Below are 19,491 nucleotides of genomic sequence, written 5' to 3'. Positions count from 1 at the left end.
TTGGGATCGTGCCTTGCGATCGTGCTGACCTAGACAGAGTAGTCGGCACCAAGGACATCTCGAATCACCCCTGGTGCGAACGCCAAGTATTGACGTACGACGTGGGTGAGACGATGTGTGAAGCTGTCGCGTGGGCAACGTGACGAGGCCAATTCTTTCTTGGCACCACCGTTGCCGTGGTGTTGTGACTTGTCGTTGGAAACCTGCGCCAAGTGGTCGACAGACTGTCCCACGACGTCGCAGCTAAAGTCAGTGTCGTGGCTTCGTCGCCGCTTATCAGACTACTGAGCACCTTCATGCGTCTGGGGTGATTGCAGTCACGGCACTCGGGGCCAACCAGCGAGCGCGTGCAGCCGACAGCGAGACCCGTATTGCGCGATTAACCCTATGGGAGGTCGTCAACCCGCTAATCACCGGAATTGCGTCCGGGTATTAGCAGCGCCGTGCTCTTGACGTGGAGCCGAATGGGCGAACTGGCGACTTTGACACTAACTCTGACCTACCTGAGATGGGCAGGCCGAACCTTAGGTTGGGCAAACACCTGAAAAGCCGTGTTATCAGCTCGTAGCAGTATCGCGACATCGACCTGAGACTGGCCGACGGGGCGCTGCGGTTCCTTGACCGACGGATGATAATCGTCACGCGTCACGGTTGATCACCGCTTCCGATACATCGTTCTGTCACCAGGCCGGACGCGAACATCGGGGCCCGCGCGGGATGAAGGACTGAGGCAAGCTACTAAGGCCCGGGGACTCTCGGGACGGCGAAACGAAGGCAGTCATAGTGCGCGCCGCGTCGCCCGGTAGCCCCTCCTCACATCGACGCACCCACCTCATGGGACCGCGCCACAGCAATCTGTACCCTGCCGCATACCGGGCACCACGCGAAAACACTCGAGTAGCGCACCTTCCAAACTCATGATAATCGAGCAGTCACTTCCCTCCGTTCATACCTATGTCTCGAATTAGCCCAATCATGTGTTCAATGAGAGACTGTTCTGACATCGTCGTCATCAACTGATCTTGGGCATGGACGAGCAAAAGCGACATCGGCAGCGAGCCGTTGAGATCACGCGTGATGAGCTCGGTCTGCACATCATGGGCCTTCTTCAACTGTGTGTCCGCCTCAATCATGCATTGTTCACTCTCAGCCATCTCACCAGCCCGAGCTTTGTCAAGAGCCTGATACAGCGACGCACGCGCCTCACCAGCACTCGTGATGATGGTAAAAATGGCAGTTTCGATCTCTGACATCACCGCCCCACCATCCGGGCTGTCACTCCCACACTGTGAAGTCATGCTCCACCTTCTTCGCATCGTTCTTTTTTGAGTTGATCCCTGTCATACATCCTCATGAATGGATAATAGATGACAGTAGAGATTAATATATTTACAAGGCACAGAACGATAGCACGCCAGTCGCCACCTGTCGTCAAGAATGCGCCTATTGGAGCGGGCAACGTCCACGGCGGCTGAACAGCCATGTACGTGACAAAACCCCAACTGAACGCAAACCAAGTTACCACGCATAGCACCAACGGCGCGAGGAGGAAGGGTATAATAAAAAACGGATTCATCATGACCGGGAGACCGAACATGATCGGCTCACTAATATTGAATAGCGCAGGAACCGCGACCGCTCGCATGATTGACTTGGTATACCTTGCTCTCCCAACTAAAAACCCGGCAATAACTAGACCAATAGTCGCCCCAGAGCCACCAATGGAGACGAACCACTGAAAGAACGTTTCCGGTGCGATGTGAGGAGCCGGGACACCGGAAGCCACGGCGTCAGCGTTGTCGCTCAGATACTGTAACCACACCGGCCGGGCAACCGATCCAACTACCGAATCTCCGCTGATCCCGAAGAACCATAAAAATACGACTAAGAAAGCCGGTACTAATACTCCCGGTAACGAATCGCCAGCTTTAACTAGAGGTGACAGACCCTGCTGAACAACATCGACGACGTCGATCTTAAAAACCACAGATATAAGGGTCATAACACCCATGATAATGAAGGCCGGAACGACCGCGCCAAAAGATCGGCTGACGGACTCAGGAACCTGTTCGGGCATCCTGAATGTCAGGTTATGCTTATAACAGATGCGCATCACTTCAACGGCCAGCAGCGCTAAGATCATCGCAGGGAATAGCCCTTTTGAGCCTAGACTTTCAAGCGCCACATAGATTCCACCTCCAAGTGTCTTTGGGGTCAGGCTAAGTAGAAATGCAGCGACACCAAGTTGGCCACCAGCAAGGCCACTAAGATCATAACTACGAGCAAGACTTGAACCGACTCCGAAGCATACATATAGGGACATGATGCCGAACGTCATACGATATGGAATGAGAATCTGTTCCGCATGGTCCTTCGCCCACATGGCAAATCCCGACGTTTCAGGGACCGGCGGAGCTGCTATAATAAGAATTAAGCTGCCAGCGATGATGAAGGGGATAGCGGAAATTACACCGTCGCGAATAGCCCGGATATGTCGCTGCTCCGATATCATCGACATCGGGCCAGCCACTCTCCTATCCAAGAAGTTAAAGAACTTCTCCATGGCGATCACCCGAGATGTTCTTTGACAGTCTTTACCAGTTCTGAACCGCCAAGCGGACCGTAGGCAATCGGAGGAATCGCGCAAATCGGGATCCCATGTCGATCGGCGTACTGTTGAAAAGTCTTCAATCTATTTCGCACCTGGGGAGCGACCAAAACGAGATCCCATTCCCCTGCCGATATTTCGTCCTGCGCCTGCCCTGACCCGACAGCCTTAGCCCGGAGCGGCTCACCCAGCTTCTGGAATTCCTTCTCCAAATCCTTGAGAACGATCGCACTCGACATACCACCAGAGCAAACCAGTAAAACATTAGACATGACCAATCCTCCTTGATTGTGTATCAATCACCTATGAGAGGCGATGAAGTCGCGATACCAATAGAAACTATCTTTCGGCAACCGTTTATAAGTTCCCCGCCCTTCGTTGTCTGCGTCGACATAGACGACACCGTACCTTTTCTCCATTTCGCAACTACCGGCACTGAGGATGTCAATGATGCCCCAAACGAAATATGCTTCTATATCTACACCCTCCCGCACGGCAAGCTCAGCCTGTTCCATATGGCGCTCGAGATATGATATTCTATAATTATCGTGGATACGCCCATCAGAGTCGACATTATCCCGCGCACCCAATCCATTCTCAGCAACCATTATGGGCTTCCGGTACCGGTCGTAAACCTTGTGAGCCGTAATCCTCAAACCCATGGGGTCTATCTGCCATCCCCACTCGGTAGCTTCCAAACTAGCGTTTCTCAATGTTGGTACCAGGTTTCCAGGGACTTGTTCACGTTTTTCGTCTACACTACAAATCGACGATGAATAGTACGAAAATGACACGATGTCACAGGTATTCGACCTGAGTATGCCACGGTCCTTGTCCGTGATGTCGAGTACTACCCCATGGTCGGCCAAGAACTTCTCTGTGTAATACCCGTATTCACCTGTTGCTAGTACATCTGCACACCACCACTGATTGATCTGCTCGTCGTGAACGAGCTTCATGTTGTCCTCAGGTGTGGGATGGAGCGCATAGTAATCGAAACAGCTCACCATGCACACGAACTTTCCTCGTGCTCCGATATCGCGACCGTATTTTGTTATGAGGGCGCTTGCTATCATTTGGTAATGAAGACCATTAAAGATTGACCGATAATCATAGGAGTAATCGATGGTTCCTATTATTCCGAGTCCATTATAAGGACTGAAATACCCGGAATTAATCTCGTTTACAGGAAGCCAATAGTCTACATTTTCTTGCCAGCGATCGACGACAAATTTCGCCATCTTAAGATACAGATCGATGACGTCACGATGTCGCCAACCTCCGTACTTGTCAACGATCGCAATCGGCATCGCATAGTGATTGATCGTGATGAAGACTTTAATTCCAGCATGTGCAAGGGTGCGAATAATCCGGTCATAGTACATCACCCCTTCCGGATTGGGCTGGTCCTCGAAACCAGTGGGAAATAGACGGACCCAGCTAATCGAAAGACGATATACATCTAGGCCAAGACTGGTAATGTAGTGTAAGTCTGATTCCCAGTATTCGTAACCCCGCGATCCCATACGGAACGGGAACCGGCAGTCGTCAGAACGAGAATTCTTTGCGTTTCGAATATCAGCCTCGGTGAGGAGACGAGTTTGTATCGTATCATTCGATAGCCGCGGAATCCATCGACGACAGTCTTGGGTGTCCATTCCCTTTCCGTCGTAGAACCCGCCTTCATATTGACTGGCCGCGGTAGCCCCACCCCACAGAATGCGCTTCATCTCACGTACCTCCCATGAGCGCCTTGCGATCCGCTAAACCGTCTAGGCCAACAACTCTTAGCCTCGACCAACTGCTTCAACTCGTCCGGAGTCATATTCCTGTCGGCAGCAATTTCTGCCAACGGCGCACAGACGTCGGTGGGGCCCATCACCTCGGTGTTCCACACGTTCCAAGGTCGGTCGACTCGCGTTACGACAGCGCGATGAATCTTGTCTTCGGAGACACACTTAATTCCATAACCACCATTGATGTCGGTGTGCGATCCATTGGATGACCAATAGCGCACAGTTCCCACCCTATGCCTGGAACGGTTACTGTGACTCGACCGCCCTAAGACAACCACCATGTGGCCACGTTCATCCTTTCCGATTTCGTCATTCCAAAATATTTTCATGAAGTCGTACCTGCGGATACTCGCGAACATCTCGTTGCGATCCGCGAGGTTCGCATATTCGCCCGTAGTACCGATGTACAGGTTGGTACCAATTTTCAATTCATGGGCCAGTTCAGCCATGCCCGGTCCGTTGGCATTTGCACGCCCCCACGCTCCGACGCCATCGTTCTGGATCGGGTAGGGCCTGTGGTCCACCGTGTAAGGCTTCAGGTATTCCCACTCCTTCCTGGGCGGCATGACGCCGCAGGTTTTCTCGTATAGTTCAAGGCTCTTGAGCAGCAAAAGATAGGTGGCTGAGGAGCAAAACGACGGTGTCGCAAGGTAAGGGTCCACGCAAACGCCAGTCGCCGTGACCCGAACCGCACGGTCCAATCCTGTCCACGCGGTTTGTCGAAAGCCAGGCGGAATATTTCTGCCGGTGTGGTAGCCGCCGCCAGTAGGAAAGCACTGTAACGCGCGCTCAACACACTGCTGCCACATGACCCTCGGCCTTCCTAGGTCGGTCTTAGCCTCTGCTGTGGGAGCAGGACTCATCATCGCGGCCACCGTCGCGACGCACGTTGCCGACATTACGGTCCTGCGAGTGATTAACCTGTCAGTATTCATTGTCATCGTCTCCTGGAATCCGAACGAACCTCTAATGCATTCATCAGATCGACTTTGTGCAGCTCGACACCTCGTAAGCGCCCGGCCGCCCAGCATGCCCCGACGACCGGGTGGCTCGCATATGGGCACTCACCCAGCGAGTCCTCCATCATTGCCCGCAACGTGTTAGGTCGTTGGTGATTGTGGCTTGTGTTCGGCGCAAGCAAGCCTCCTGCCAGGATGACGTGCTCAGCACCAACACTCTTCACGGTCGTCACCAGCTCCGATGCCGCATCAGCCAGGATGATCGACGCGATCTTGTCGTCTTGAGCGGACAATACGATTTGAGCAAAGCTTGCGACGTCTGCCGGTCGAAGCTCCTTCGTCTTGCCAATGAGACCCTGAACGGTACATCCACGAGGCAATCCAAGAGCCTCAACAACCCCACGCGTGATAGTGGTGCTCGGGCCACGACGATCAAGGTCCGCCGCCGCAGCTCGCAAGGCTTTTCTCCCAATCCAATAGCCGGAGCCATGATCCCCCAGCAACCACCCAGCTCCATCTCGGCGATCGACACAGCGCCATTCCGAGAAGCGACCGGCTATCGCACCAGTACCTGCCACGAGAATCGAACCATCCCCCAAAACTGCGGCAGACCAGTAGGCAATCTCAATGTCGGTCACCACCTGAGGGGTGACATCTAGGCCGACGGCGCGAAATGCCTTCTCGACACTCTGACAGACGTCGTGATTCCCAGTCGGACCCGCGCCTGCGGCTCCGACGACAGCGGCTTCCACATGCACAACCGAAGATTGAGCCAACACCGTGCCTAGACAGTCATTGATAGCCTGCCACAAAGATTCGTGACTGACGCGTGCAATACGCTGATAACCCAGTATTTTCCCGCCCGCATCGGTAACGAGGGATCTCACACTCGTTCCGCCAATGTCAACTCCCAAGAAACACATAATCCTGCTCTTTCTCGTCATCACAGGAACGGGTCTCATTGGGCAGCTCTTCTTCCGTCAAAGTCACCGCCGCTCCCGTACGGTGCAATACGATGATCCACGCGTTGCCATACCGCTCGTACTCTAAATTCGGTAAGCCACGACGTAGCGGAGCTCGCAGTCCCATCTCTGCGAGAATAAAAGCCACCAGAAGACCGCGATCTGTGAACAATCGCGGTCGTTCCACACGCCACCTACTGGTGATTTCAGCGCCAGGACGCGGGCAGGAAGTACGACATCCGACGCGCTTCAGAGCGACCAGAGTGAAGGATTTCGCGTACTCGGTTTCAGGCACCTGTAGCGAGGCGAATATGACCTTGCTGTGCGAAGCAGCCTGGCGAGCAACCAGCCCACAACTCTCGTTGGTCAGATATACGGACCGCATCATCGATCAGTCCATAATGCGTTCGGCCATGGAATCCTTGAAACCGAACAGGTAAGTGAGCACAGCTCCCATGATTACTGAAATGAGCCAGCCACCGAGATACCAGCCCCACTTGCCGGCCGAAATCACCGGTGCCATGAGTAAGCCCGACAGGCCAAAGGCCTGGGAGCCAAACGTTCCGCAGTTCTGCGTCCCCCACGCTATAAAGGCACCTCCGAAACCGCCACCAAGACACGCGGTGAGGAAGGGGTACAGTAACGGTAACGAGACCCCGTAAATGAGGGGTTCGCCCACACCAAGGATGCCAATTGGTAGCGCGCTCTTAATCACAGATCGCAGTTTCGGATTCCTGGTTTTCATAAGAACGGCAATAGCCATTCCCACCTGAGCCGCGCCAGCCATCGCAAGAATGGGTAATAGTTCGGTAAAACCATGATTAGCGATGAGTTGAGCATGAATTGGCGTGAGTCCCTGATGAATGCCCAACATCACCATAGGCAAGAAGAAGGTTGCGAGGATAAATCCGCCGATGATTCCACCTTTAGCAAGGGCGAAGTCGACGAGCAGCCATGTGAGGCCCTTCATCAGCAAAGATGACAACGGCATGATCACAAAGATTGACGCTGCGGCGCCGAGGAGCAAAGTTACAGCCGGCACAAGAAAAAGTTCGATAGCCGCCGGGACGACCTTTCTCAACCGCCTTTCGATGACGGTGAACAGCCAGGCGGTGATCATGACGCCGATGACACCTCCCAGTCCGGGTTGAAGCTTCCCGAATATTGGGATCGTCAGCGGGATAGCTGCCGTCTTGTCGGTTGCTGCCGTACCCGCCAGAGCGGGCATATATGGAACCCCGCCCGCGATGAGGCCTAGCACCGGGCTGCCACCACATTCTTGAGCTGTGTTGTGGCCGACGATGAAGTTGAGCGAGGCAATAACGATCCCTCCCAGACCAACTAAAACCAGGAACCACCCGTCATCGGCAACCGTGGGGTCAATTGTCTTCCAAATCCCGCAGATGGCGGTCACTAGCCCACAGGCAATGAACCCTGGGATGATCGGGACGAAAATGTTCCCGATGTGACGGAACATCGCTTGAACCCGAGATGTTTGCGTGCCTCGGACCATCTTCTTGGTGCGAACGGCTATATCTGTATCACCTTCCAGGACTGAACTCGGCTCTGTTTCGACCACTGCAGAGTCCACACCTCGCTTTGCGGTGCCAGGCGGCGTGACTTGAGTCGTCGCGTCTGTGTCGGTGGCAGGAGTATAATCCACCGACCCCATGACCTCACCGAATGCTGACCGTAATCTTTCCGCGTGACCAGGCCCAACGACGACTTGCAGCTCCTTACCCTCGACGACTCCAAGGACCCCGGCCAGCCCATTGATGGCCTCAGCATCAGCAGTCTCGGGCCGGATGAGGTTGAGACGCAGCCGCGTCATGCAATTGGTAAAAGACGCGATATTGTCGGGCCCTCCAACAAGATCGAGTATTTCTCGTGCAAGTAAGTGATAGTCCATGACTTCCTCCCTGGAAGATTCACAGGCGAAGGTGGTTCTCATCGACGGCTACCCGGACTACGCCGCCCGCTTCAGCCAGTCGGGCTCGAGCTTGAGTCGCAGTCATCCCCAACAGCACCATGACAATGGCCGTCTTGGCATGTCCGCCAGCCTCGTGCAACGCCGTGATGGCATCATCACAGGAGCATCCCGTGGCAGCCATGACAATGGACATGGCCCGCTGCCGTAGCTTCTCGTTGCTCGGAGAGACGTCAACCATAAGGTTGCCATATGTTTTACCTAGGCCGACCATGGTTGCCGTGGAGATCATGTTGAGGACCAGCTTCTGCGCGGTCCCTGCTTTAAGGCGGGTCGATCCCGTGAGAACCTCAGGGCCAGCGTCGATTTCCACCGGAAGGTCTACTTCGCTGCTGATGACCGCACGATGGTTGCAACATACTGAAGCCGTCACTGCCCCAGCTCGCTTCGCAGCGCGCACCACACCTAGAACCCAAGGAGTTCGTCCTGAGGCTGCCAGACCGACGACGACGTCGTGGGGCCCAGGCTGAAGCATGTTCAACTCCTCAGCGCCACGATCCGCATCGTCTTCAGCTCCCTCCACGGCCTGAAACATCGCCTGCTGTCCACCTGCGATGAGGCCGACGACCATCGTGGGGTTGGTGCTAAACGTCGGTGGGCATTCCGCCGCATCGAGGACCCCTAGACGCCCACTCGTTCCGGCACCGGCATAGATCAAACGGCCTCCGGCCGACAGACCCTTTACTGCAGCCTCCACGACGGCAGCGATGGCTGAAAGTTGAGAAGCGATAGCATCCGGAACGCGGTGATCCTCGTCATTCATGAGGCGGAGCACGTCGAGGGTCGGCAACTGGTCGAGTTCTTCGCTGGCCGGGTTCCTTCCCTCAGTCGTTGCAAGATTCGTCAGGCTGTCCATGGAATCTCCTCCCCGAATCGAGACTTTGTGGTTCCATGTCTGCGATGACACACCACGAAACGCGCCGTCCCCACGGCGTGAAATGATTGTACACAAAATCCAACTTTAATGGAAGGATGTTTCACATGGATGACAGCCTGCTGCCTCGGATCGATATGGCCAGAACGACCATGCGTCCTGCAGAGGCCCAGGTTGCCGCCGTCATACTGGCCAAGCCCGACTGGACACTCGCTGCTTCAACGAGCCAACTTGCTGAGGCTGCCGGCGTATCCCCCGCGACTGTCGTGCGCTTTTGCCGAGCCCTTGGGATGAGTGGTTATCGGGAGCTTCGCACCGAGCTTGCGCGCGACTTATCTCGACGCACCCTCGAGCTAGAGAGGTCCTCAGTGGCTGAAGGCACTATTACTCTCGACGACTCTCTAACCCAAATGATCACGAAGATCGCGTTCCATGAGGCTCGCACGATTGAGAATACTGCGCGGACCGTTGACGCCGACGAGCTTGAGGCTGTCGCCAGCGCTATCTCGATCGCCCCGCGGACTGCGCTTTTCGGGGTCGGATCCAGCGGTCTTGTCGCAAGCGACCTATCTGAGAAACTGGAACGCATTGGCCTTGTCTGCCAGCATCATCAAGACACCCATATGCAGCTTGTTCATGCCGCATTGTGTAAACGTCCCTGCGTAGCCTTAGGAATCTCTTTTAGCGGTAACACCCAAGAAGTCGTTGAGGCTCTCACCGTGGCGCAAAAGCACGGCGCTACTACTGTCGCTATGACAGGCCTACCCGACTCTCCCGTCGGACGGCTTGCCGACCACGTCCTCGTCACTTCAGCACGCGAAACGCAGGTTCGCGCAGGTGCGATGTCCAGTCGGATGGCACAGCTAGCCGTTGTGGACTTTCTTTTCGCGCGCGTCGCCCAGCTGTGCATGGATGACCTCGAGACCCTCCTGAGTAGTACGCGAACCGCGGTAAGCACGCACAGAAAGTCCCTCACGTAGACTTAACGCATGTCGTCACAGACCCTCAGCAAGACCTGGAAGTCGATCTGGTGGATTCCGTTCACCAAGGGGATCCTCGCAATCGTTGCCGCAGTGGTGGCCCTGCTCTGGTCCCGCCAGACGATGACTGCTCTTGTGATCATCGTCGGTATCTACGCCATCATCGACTCCGTCATGACCCTTGTCAATGCCCAGGCCCTCCATGGCATGGCCGGCACCGGATTCATGAAGGGCTGGGGCATCATCGGCATCATCATCGGCGTGATCCTCATCCTTCATCCTGGATTCTCCTTGCACGTCATTGCCATCTTCATGGGAGTGTGGCTGGTGCTCCTGGGCGTGTTTGCTACCAGTTTCGCCCTGCCCTTGAGACTCGTCACGCAGAAAGCCTGGGGCTGGATGTTTGGGGGTGGCATCAGTCTATTCGTCCTGGGCATCGTCATCCTCGTTCATCCTGGATTCGGCGTAGTGGCCATGAGCTGGCTGCTAGCGCTCGGGGTACTGCTCTATGGCGTTGCTAACCTTGCCATTGCCGTAGGAATCCGCAAGATCACAAGCTCTATCTCGCTGGCGATGCGTCGCAACCCCCACAACACCATCATTGAAGGCGACGTGGTTGACAGCCCTGACACTTCAGCCCATCCCGAGCTGAAGTGATGATCTGATACACAGTAATTGCACCACTGTTGCTCCGGCCTCATTGCTAGGGGCTGCAGTCACGTCCGGAGTCATGCTCCCGTATCCAAGAAGATGGTCTATCGACTACTGCGACGACGGGGAACAACACGAAACCGATGTGAGCTGGTTGGTGAAGAAGCGGCACGTTCGAGTAACGGTGCATCAACGTCGGTCACTCTCCCGTCCTCAGCCAATGCCGAATACACTCGAGAGATGAGCCCCACATAATGCGCAAGCGGGAAGGCCCCAGCAGCAAACTCGTTCGGTGGCTCAACGACCGGGCTGTGACGCATATTAGTCAACAGCACGATCTGGATGTCACGTATCGGATCGACCATTGTGATTGTCCCGGTCCAGCCGGTATGCCCGAAGGCTGCCTTACTTGGCCCGCCATGGAAGTAGTAGTAGCCGTTCGTTCTCCAACCCAACCCGTAAGTCGCGCTATCACCATCAGGGGTGAGAAACCGACGCTGCACATCGGCGGGGAAGTACTCTCGGCCCTGGTACATGCCCTCGTTGGACATCAACTGCAGCAGCACCCCCAGATCGTCAGCGGTGGAGAAAAGCCCCGCATGCCCCGACACCCCAGACATGGTGTAGAAGGCTTTCTCGTCCTGAACCTGCCCACGAATAGTCTGGGTACGGATGAACACCGGGCTGCCGTCAGGACGAGTGCCGAAGCCGACATTACCGTCCCGGGTGTTACCGTTCAGCTCGGTCGCAGCAATGAGGTCGGGGGGTGTCCTGATGTCAAGTGGCCGGAATCCAGTCCGCTCGAGCCCCAGGCGACGGTAAACGCCCTCTTGGAGGTATTCGTCGAGGCGTTTACCGACGACCTGCTCGACGATCAGGCCAAGGATCATGTAGTCGACGTCGCTGTACGCCCTCTCGGTGTGCGGTGCATACATGAGAGGTGTACGGCAGATCCGGTCGATCACGTCAGTACGGTTCGAGATGTCGTCGAGGTTCTGCAGGTATAACTCGCCTGCCACTGTCGCGTTGGGATATTGCGGATCCGGAACGAGCCCACCTCGATGATGCATGAGGTCGACCAGTCGGATGGTCTTCTTGCCAGTGAATGGGCTTTTGATACCGCCGGGGCCCCCGACCGTCCACGAGCCGGTGTAGACCGTCGACTCGTCCCGGAAAGCCTCCCAGCCGGGAAAGGTACACACCTGACGCGACAGGTCGATCCGCCCCTGCCCCACAAGCATCTGCAAAGCCAGGTTGACCGCATACATTTTGGTATTCGAGGCGATATCGAAACGAGTCGTAGCCGTCACGGGAACCTGTTTGGCAGGGGGTAGCAGTCGCGCCTTGTGCACCGTGTGGTCAATGACCTCGGTGGAGTACTTGAGGGCCTGACCGGCATGATGACGCCAGGCAATCTGGCCATGACGGCAGACCAGCACACTCGTTCCGGAAAACCCGGCCTTGACCTGATCGTCGATCCAAGAGCCGACTCTGGCCAACTTAGACTGATCAAATCCCAGAGCGCCGACGTCGCGGCTGGTGCCAAGCACATCAAATCCAACATGCATCCGTTCCAAGGCGATAAGTTGACGGCCGACCCTAACCAACCTGACATCCCACAGCCGCCGCACGACACCGGCGGTAAGCCAGTACTGTCCACCAACGACCATCCCATCGACTGGCTGGATCATGAGGTTGGGCTCGTCGTGGAAGAACTTCTCCTCGAAGTTGCGGGCATGAAGATTGCGGCGAGTGTCGAAGGTCTCGACGTCGCCACCGCGTCGCACCGTCAGCAGGTCAGACGGAACACTAGACAGTCCATCGAATGGAACTGCCCCCCTCGACAGAGGCCAACCGGCGGCCCTCGCCAACCAGTCGACGCTGATCCAACACCGCCCGGACATCACTCGCACGCCTTCGGACGGGACCGGGAGGGCAGTGCGATAGGTGGCGGGATCCTCATGGTCGCCGTCACGCATGATCCACACTTGGTCAGCATCACCTCTGACTAGCCACCGCCAGCGTCCTGAATCCATGCGCACCGCGAACCTGCGTGACGGGACGCTCACGATAGCAACCCGCGACAAGGCCTCCGGACGGGTAGAGAATCGACGGATGCGACCGTCGAGACCTCGCACTTCCACCCGGCTCGTTGTCGGGGCACCTACGAGGTGAATCGTCAGGCCCCGAGTGTCAGATCCGAACGCTCGTAATGTCCGGTCTGCCAGCGGTGCAGTGACAATCGCTGTCATTGAAGCACCCAGTACGGTTCTGCGTCGGATATCGTCGATCATGGCGACAGACTAGACAGCCGGCGGCTCACGCCGGTCATTGCCCCTGGCATCGTCTTCGATGTCGAGTTCACAATCGAGACGGTCATCCAAGACACGAGCCCTCCGCTGGGAGGCCAAGGAGGCCCACCAGACACCCGCACCAATGATGCCCAAGAAGGACGCGGCCCCACCAAAGGCGCCCAGGACGAATCGTGGATCACTCTGGCTAGGTGCCGTAAGACCGATGACATCGAGTACCACAAACAGTGCCACGCACACCCACGTCAGCGCTTTGGCGTGGCGAATCATCGAGTCGAGCTCCTCCTCGTTACCGTTCACCCCAGCAGTTTCCTCCTGCACGGCGCCTCCTGTCGAGCCTAAGAGATCACCTCGGGACTACACCGTCATCTGACGATCCGACGGTTTTACCGGCTTCGGTAGCACCGACGGTGATCCTTTGAGATACGCATCAACACCGTGAGCAGCTGCGCGTCCCTCCGCGATGGCCCACACCACGAGGGACTGCCCGCGGCCAGCGTCACCACAGGCGAAAACCCCCGGCACATTAGTCTCATACGCATCATTTCTGATAATATTGCCCCGTCCGTCAAGTTCCAGCCCCAGCTCGGCAACAACACCGTCATACTCCGGATGAGCGAATCCCATCGCAAAGATCACTAGGTCGGCCGGCAGATCATGTTCGCTGCCCTCGTCCGCAATAAACACCCGGTTCTCATCGCGATGGCCTGAGACCACCCGAACTGCCTTGACGTGGCCCCGGTCATTACTGACGATCTCGACGGTGTTGGTCGAGTACACCCGCTGTCCGCCCTCTTCATTGGAGCTGGAGACCCGTAAAATGAGCGGATAAGTGGGCCAGGGATAGTTAGCCGATCGGTCCTTGGGCGGCTCCGGGTTGTACTGCAGCTGGGTAATTGAGGCCGCGCCCTGACGCACTGCGGTGCCTACACAGTCGTTGGCAGTGTCTCCGCCACCGATGATGACGACGTGCTTACCGTCGGCGCGGATCTGATCAAGCACCTCTGCCCCCGCCACGACGCGGTTTTGCTGAGTGAGATACTCCATGGCATAACAGACCCCGTCGAGCCCAATACCTGGAGCATCCAGCATGCGTGGAACGGTGGCACCAGTAGCCAAGACGACGGCGTCAAACCGCTCGCGTAGCTGCTCGCCAGTGATATCGACGCCGATCTCAGTATTCGTCTTGAAGACGGTACCCTCCAACGCCATCTGCTTAATCCGACGGTCGAGAACCGACTTTTCCATCTTAAAATCCGGAATGCCATAACGCAGCAACCCGCCGATGGCGTCGTCACGCTCGTAGACGACGACCGTATGCCCAGCACGGGTGAGCTGCTGGGCGGTTGCCAGTCCTGCGGGGCCAGATCCGACCACTGCAGCCGTCTTGAGTGAATGCCACTCAGGCACCACTGGAATGACGCGGCGGTCTTCCCAGGCCTTATCAATGATGGCAACCTCAACGTTCTTAATCGTTACCGGGACGCGGTTAAGCCCTTCGACACACGCCGTCTCGCATGGAGCGGGGCACAATCGACCGGTGAACTCTGGAAAGTTGTTGGTGGTCTGCAAACAGCTGAGAGCCTCGCGCCATTCGTCTCGCCAGATGAGGTCGTTCCAGTCAGGGATGAGATTACCCAACGGACAGCCGGTATGGCAGAAGGGCACACCACAGTCCATGCACCGGCTCGCTTGGTCTGTAATGATGGGCAGCAGAGCGTGACCAGGTCCGCCTGGGTAGACCTCTTTCCAGTCCTGGACGCGCTCTTCGACTGGACGACGCTCCGCCTCCTGTCGAGTCACATTCATAAAGCCGTGCAGATCAGCCATGAGACACCTCCATGAACGTCGTCTCGTTCTCGTCCAGGCCGTGCTCCTCAGCGTCGACCATGGCCTTCATCATCGTGGCGTAGTCGCGCGGCAGCACTTTCATAAAGGACTCACGAATTCCGCCAGCCCCTTGTGCCAGAATCTCCCCGGCGAGGGTGGACCCAGTCTCGGTCTGGTGCAGCTCCAGCAGCTCGGTAACCCGATCAACATCGGCTTGTTCCATCGGGAGGGCGTCGACCATATCTGCATTGAGGCGGCTGACGTCGAGGTTGCGCACCCAAGCCATCCCGCCAGACATGCCAGCAGCAAAGTTCCGCCCGATAGCGCCAAGCACCAGCACTTCTCCCCCGGTCATGTATTCACAACCGTGATCGCCAACTCCCTCCACAACGGCAGTGACTCCCGAGTTTCGCACACAGAATCTTTCGCCCGCTTGACCACACAACAGGATTTCACCGGAGGTGGCACCGTAACCGACGACGTTTCCAGCAACGATCTGGTCACGTGGTTGAAACGGCGTTTTGAGCGGTGGAGCGACGATCACCCGACCGCCGGAGAGCCCCTTACCGACATAATCGTTGGCGTCACCGATGAGCCTCATCGTCATGCCCCGTGGCACGAAGGCGCCGAAACTCTGTCCAGCAGTACCGGTGAAGGTGAGGTCGATGGTGTTATCAGGAAGACCCTTGCCTTGGGTGGCAACCGTCACACGGCTACCCAACATAGTTCCCACGGTGCGGTCGACATTGCGAATGCTGACCTCCTGACGGACGGGGGTGCCATTAGTCAAAGCCTCAGTACACATGTCGATGAGCTTCATATCGAGACTTGTCTCGAGGTCATGATCCTGATCGCGAACGTGACGCAGCGGGGAGCCGTGGGGAAGGTCCACCTGATGCAAAATCGGCGACAGGTCAAGACCCCTAGCCTTCCAGTGCGTGATGGCCTTGCGGGTATCCAGTGCCTCAACATGGCCAACAGCCTCGTCAATGGAGCGGAATCCGAGCTCAGCGAGAATTTCGCGAGTCTGCTCAGCCATCATCATCATGAAGTTGACGACGTGGTCGGGATCACCGGCGAATTTCTCACGCAATTCCGGATTCTGAGTAGCCACACCTACCGGGCAGGTGTCGGTATGGCACTTACGCATTATGACGCATCCCTCGACAATGAGCGCGGTAGTTGCGAACCCAAACTCTTCGGCGCCAAGCAAGGCAGCTACGACGACGTCGCGTCCGGTCTTGAGCTGACCGTCACACTGCACCACGATGCGGTCACGAAGACCATTAAGCAGCAAGGTCTGTTGAGCCTCGGCCAGGCCTAGTTCCCAGGGCCCACCAGCATGCTTGATCGAGGTTAGCGGAGCCGCACCGGTTCCACCGTCATGGCCCGAGATAAGTACAACGTCGGCCTTAGCCTTCGAAACGCCGGCAGCAACAGTGCCAACACCGGTCTCGGCCACTAGTTTGACGTGGATCCGAGCCCGAGGGTTAACGCACTTGAGGTCATGAATGAGCTGCTTGAGGTCCTCGATGGAGTAGATGTCGTGGTGCGGGGGCGGAGAGATGAGTCCGACGCCTGGGGTCGAGTGACGAGTTTTAGCTACCCACGGATAGACCTTCGAGCCGGGGAGCTGACCACCCTCGCCCGGTTTGGCTCCCTGAGCCATTTTGATCTGGATGTCGTCGGCGTTGACCAGGTACTCGCTGGTTACGCCGAATCGTCCCGATGCCACTTGCTTGATAGCCGAACGACGTTCTGGATCGTAGAGACGCTCAGGATCCTCGCCACCCTCTCCGGTATTCGATTTGCCTCCAATCCGGTTCATCGCGATGGCCAAGGTTTGGTGCGCCTCTATGGAAATCGAGCCGTAGCTCATCGCACCTGTGGAAAATCTCTTGACGATCTCGTTGGCTGGCTCGACTTCCGCGAGCGGCACTGCTGGACGATCGTGACGGAACTCTAACAGGGACCGCAGGGTCATAAGCCTGGTTGAGTTGTCGTTGATATGGTCGGTGTAGCGACGGAATTGCTCGTAGTCATTGGTACGCGCAGCCAACTGCAGCCGGAATATCGACTCGGGATCGACGAGATGCTGCTCCCCCTCCCGACGCCACTGGTAGTGGCCGCCAGGTTTGAGGGTACGGTGGGCCAGACGCACCCCTGTCTCCGGATACGCGCTGAGGTGACGAGCCAGAATCTCTTGAGCGATCTCGGTCAGGCCGACCCCCGCGATGCGACTCGTCGTTCCGGTGAAGTACTCATCAATGAGTTCCTGCGATAACCCGGTAGCCTCGAAGATCTGGGCTCCGGTATACGACGAGATAGTGGATACACCCATCTTGCTCATCGTCTTAAGGACGCCCTTGCCAAGAGCCTTGTAAACGTTATGGATAGCAGTTTCAGGGTCAGTAGACACCCACACCTCGCGCCGGGCCATGTCCTCGGCTGACTCGAAGAGCAAATACGGGTTAACAGCCGAGGCACCATAACCCATGAGGAGGGCGACGTGGTGCACTTCGCGAACGTCACCAGCCTCGACGACGAGTCCGGCCCGGGTACGGGTCTTCTCCCTCACCAGGTGGTGGTGGATAGCTGAGGTGAGGAGCAGGGACGGGATCGGCGCCAGCTCGCGAGTGGCGTGGCGGTCCGAGAGCACAATGATGGTAGTCCCCTCAGCAATGGCCTCAGAAACTTCGGCACGAATCTCCTCGATACGCCGACGCAAGCCCTCGCCACCCTCTTCGACAACAAAGAGGCCCCTCACCACGTGGGTTTTGCGATCCGGATGCTCCCCGTCAGCGTCGATGTGAATGATCTTGGCAAGCTGGTCGGAATCGACGATCGGGTAGTTGACGACCACCTGCCGACATGATTCCGGGCCAGGCTCAAGCAGGTTCGCTTCCGGGCCGATGGTGCCCGTCAGGGAGGTGACAAGCTCCTCGCGAATAGCGTCCAAGGGCGGATTGGTTACCTGAGCGAAAAGCTGACTGAAATAGTCCCAGAGCATCCGCGGACGGTTAGATAGCACGGCCAGCGGGGTGTCGGTTCCCATCGCTCCAGTAGCCTCGATCCCCTGGTTTGCCATGGGGGCGACAAGCATCTTGAGCTCCTCAGAGGTATATCCGAAAAGCTGTTGACGCCGCGTCACCGACGCGTGAGAGTGAATGATGTGAGTTCGCTCTGGCAGGTCGTCGAGGTCGATGCGGCCCTGGTCAAGCCATTCCCCATAAGGCTTAGCAGAGGCCAGTCGAGCCTTAATCTCAAGATCGTCAACAACCCGATGCTCTGTCAGGTCGACCAGGAACATCCGCCCTGGCTTAAGTCGTCCTTTCTCGACGACATGGGCGTCCGGCAAGTCAAGCACCCCCGACTCGGAGGCAAAGACAACAAGGCCGTCGTCGGTCACCCAGTAGCGCGCCGGGCGCAGACCGTTGCGGTCCAGCACCGCACCAATCTGGTTACCGTCAGTAAAAATGACACAAGCCGGACCATCCCATGGTTCCATGAGGAAAGAGTGGAACTCGTAGAAGTCGCGCAGTTCCTGAGACATCTCGGTGTTCTCTTGCCATGCCTCCGGGATCATCATAAGAACGGCGTGGGGCAAGGAGCGTCCACCCAGGTGAAGTAGCTCTAGAACTTCGTCAAAGGAGGCGGAGTCCGAACCAGACGGGGTGCAGATCGGGTAGAGACGGGCTAGATCGCCCGGAATGAGGTCGGACTGAAGCAGAGCTTCGCGAGCCTGCATCCAGCTACGGTTACCGCGCACTGTGTTGATTTCGCCGTTGTGAGCAATAAGGCGGTACGGATGGGCCAGCTCCCATGAAGGGAAGGTGTTGGTCGAGAACCGCGAATGGACCAGCGCGACAGCGCTAGATAGATCTGTGTCATGGAGTTCGGGGAAGACCTCCTCGAGTTGATGAGTCGTCAGCATGCCCTTGTAGACGAGCGTGCGCGAAGAGAGCGAAGCAAAGTACACCCCAGCTTCATGCTGGGCACGCCGCCGCAGCACGAACGCTAAATGTTCCAGGTCCATGCCAACACGACCATCGCGAGCGCGTATCAGTAGGTGTTCAAAATGGGGCATAGTACCCAGCGAGATTTCGGAGAGAGTATGGGTATGCACAGGAACTTCACGCCAACCCAACACCTTGATGCCCTCATCAGCAGCGATGAGTTCAATGGCAGCCCTGGCGCGAGCACGCTGAGCCTCGTCAACAGGCATGAAGGCTAGACCGACGGCATAGGATCCGGGCTCAGGCAGCCGGATTCCGGTGGTCCTCCGCAGGAAGGCGTCAGGGACCTGGACGAGGATGCCGGCGCCATCCCCCGCGGCTGGGTCGGCTCCAGTGGCACCACGGTGATCCAAGTTACGCAGTGCCTCAAGACCCTGCTCCACGATCTTATGGCTAGCCACCCCAGTCATGGTGGCCACGAAGGCCACCCCGCAAGCATCGTGCTCGAATTGGGGATCATAAAGGCCCTGTCGGGGGTGGTGGCCGAAGATCATCGGTGGTCCTTTCGACGGAGGC

General features: G+C 57.0%; 16 protein-coding genes. 2 read left to right on the top strand and 14 right to left on the bottom strand.

Translation table 11 applies throughout. The annotated features are described in order from the left end of the window. Positions 1 to 29: 29 nt before the first annotated feature. From CPA42_RS06145 to murQ, 10 genes are all read right to left on the bottom strand, one after another. Entirely contained in the window at positions 30 to 233 is a 204-nt protein-coding gene (locus tag CPA42_RS06145; RefSeq protein WP_002516581.1) for a hypothetical protein, read from the bottom strand. A gap of 699 nt (positions 234 to 932) precedes the next feature. After that, positions 933 to 1,298 carry a PTS lactose/cellobiose transporter subunit IIA gene (locus tag CPA42_RS06140; protein WP_002518953.1) on the bottom strand — a complete coding sequence of 122 codons (366 nt, stop codon included), beginning with the start codon at positions 1,296 to 1,298 and terminating at the stop codon, positions 933 to 935. Beyond that, positions 1,295 to 2,572, bottom strand: a complete 1,278-nt coding sequence (locus tag CPA42_RS06135; protein ID WP_002518954.1) for a PTS sugar transporter subunit IIC — start codon at positions 2,570 to 2,572, stop codon at positions 1,295 to 1,297. Before CPA42_RS06135 ends, CPA42_RS06140 begins: the two co-directional genes overlap by 4 nt. Beyond that, the gene (locus CPA42_RS06130; protein ID WP_002516586.1) at positions 2,569 to 2,880 is read right to left on the bottom strand and encodes a PTS sugar transporter subunit IIB; all 312 of its coding nucleotides are present in this window, start codon (positions 2,878 to 2,880) and stop codon (positions 2,569 to 2,571) included. Before CPA42_RS06130 ends, CPA42_RS06135 begins: the two co-directional genes overlap by 4 nt. 27 nt (positions 2,881 to 2,907) lie before the next feature. Further along, complete coding sequence (locus CPA42_RS06125) at positions 2,908 to 4,338, bottom strand: glycoside hydrolase family 1 protein (RefSeq protein WP_024513560.1); 1,431 nt, start codon at positions 4,336 to 4,338, stop codon at positions 2,908 to 2,910. Then, entirely contained in the window at positions 4,335 to 5,345 is a 1,011-nt protein-coding gene (locus CPA42_RS06120) for a hypothetical protein (RefSeq protein ID WP_002518957.1), read from the bottom strand. The genes CPA42_RS06125 and CPA42_RS06120 overlap by 4 nt, the downstream gene beginning before the upstream one ends. Next, on the bottom strand, positions 5,342 to 6,307 hold the full coding sequence (locus tag CPA42_RS06115) for an N-acetylglucosamine kinase (protein ID WP_002520522.1): 966 nt from the start codon (positions 6,305 to 6,307) through the stop codon (positions 5,342 to 5,344). Before CPA42_RS06115 ends, CPA42_RS06120 begins: the two co-directional genes overlap by 4 nt. Beyond that, positions 6,267 to 6,713: a hypothetical protein gene (locus tag CPA42_RS06110; RefSeq protein ID WP_002518959.1), complete on the bottom strand. Its 447-nt coding sequence runs from the start codon at positions 6,711 to 6,713 to the stop codon at positions 6,267 to 6,269. The genes CPA42_RS06115 and CPA42_RS06110 overlap by 41 nt, the downstream gene beginning before the upstream one ends. A 3-nt stretch (positions 6,714 to 6,716) precedes the next feature. Further along, positions 6,717 to 8,276, bottom strand: a complete 1,560-nt coding sequence (locus CPA42_RS06105; protein ID WP_002518960.1) for a PTS transporter subunit EIIC — start codon at positions 8,274 to 8,276, stop codon at positions 6,717 to 6,719. Further along, positions 8,254 to 9,168, bottom strand: a complete 915-nt coding sequence (gene murQ / locus CPA42_RS06100; RefSeq protein ID WP_002516618.1) for an N-acetylmuramic acid 6-phosphate etherase — start codon at positions 9,166 to 9,168, stop codon at positions 8,254 to 8,256. The genes CPA42_RS06105 and murQ overlap by 23 nt, the downstream gene beginning before the upstream one ends. A gap of 116 nt (positions 9,169 to 9,284) precedes the next feature. Here murQ and CPA42_RS06095 point away from each other — a divergent pair, with 116 nt between their 5' ends. Together CPA42_RS06095 and CPA42_RS06090 are read left to right on the top strand one after the other, a co-directional pair. Further along, positions 9,285 to 10,166, top strand: a complete 882-nt coding sequence (locus tag CPA42_RS06095; RefSeq protein WP_002518961.1) for a MurR/RpiR family transcriptional regulator — start codon at positions 9,285 to 9,287, stop codon at positions 10,164 to 10,166. 9 nt (positions 10,167 to 10,175) lie between these two features. Further along, the gene (locus CPA42_RS06090) at positions 10,176 to 10,823 is read left to right on the top strand and encodes an HdeD family acid-resistance protein (RefSeq protein ID WP_002516601.1); all 648 of its coding nucleotides are present in this window, start codon (positions 10,176 to 10,178) and stop codon (positions 10,821 to 10,823) included. 98 nt (positions 10,824 to 10,921) lie between these two features. On the opposite strand, the gene pbp4b is transcribed toward CPA42_RS06090, so the two are convergent. The 4 genes from pbp4b to gltB are packed head-to-tail and all read right to left on the bottom strand — an operon-like array spanning position 10,922 to position 19,469. Continuing rightward, on the bottom strand, positions 10,922 to 13,111 hold the full coding sequence (pbp4b, locus tag CPA42_RS06085; protein ID WP_023031329.1) for a penicillin binding protein PBP4B: 2,190 nt from the start codon (positions 13,109 to 13,111) through the stop codon (positions 10,922 to 10,924). 9 nt (positions 13,112 to 13,120) lie between these two features. Further along, positions 13,121 to 13,450, bottom strand: a complete 330-nt coding sequence (locus CPA42_RS06080) for a hypothetical protein (protein ID WP_002516580.1) — start codon at positions 13,448 to 13,450, stop codon at positions 13,121 to 13,123. A gap of 36 nt (positions 13,451 to 13,486) precedes the next feature. Further along, positions 13,487 to 14,959 carry a glutamate synthase subunit beta gene (locus CPA42_RS06075; protein ID WP_002516576.1) on the bottom strand — a complete coding sequence of 491 codons (1,473 nt, stop codon included), beginning with the start codon at positions 14,957 to 14,959 and terminating at the stop codon, positions 13,487 to 13,489. Then, positions 14,952 to 19,469, bottom strand: coding sequence for a glutamate synthase large subunit (gene gltB, locus CPA42_RS06070; protein WP_002516603.1), 4,518 nt, complete (start codon positions 19,467 to 19,469; stop codon positions 14,952 to 14,954). Before gltB ends, CPA42_RS06075 begins: the two co-directional genes overlap by 8 nt. Positions 19,470 to 19,491: the final 22 nt, after the last annotated feature.

It is taken from the genome of Cutibacterium acnes (assembly GCF_003030305.1).
Classification (GTDB): Bacteria; Actinomycetota; Actinomycetes; order Propionibacteriales; family Propionibacteriaceae; genus Cutibacterium; species Cutibacterium acnes.
Note: the sequence above shows the minus strand (reverse complement) of the source record. Positions and strands in the feature narration are given on the sequence as shown.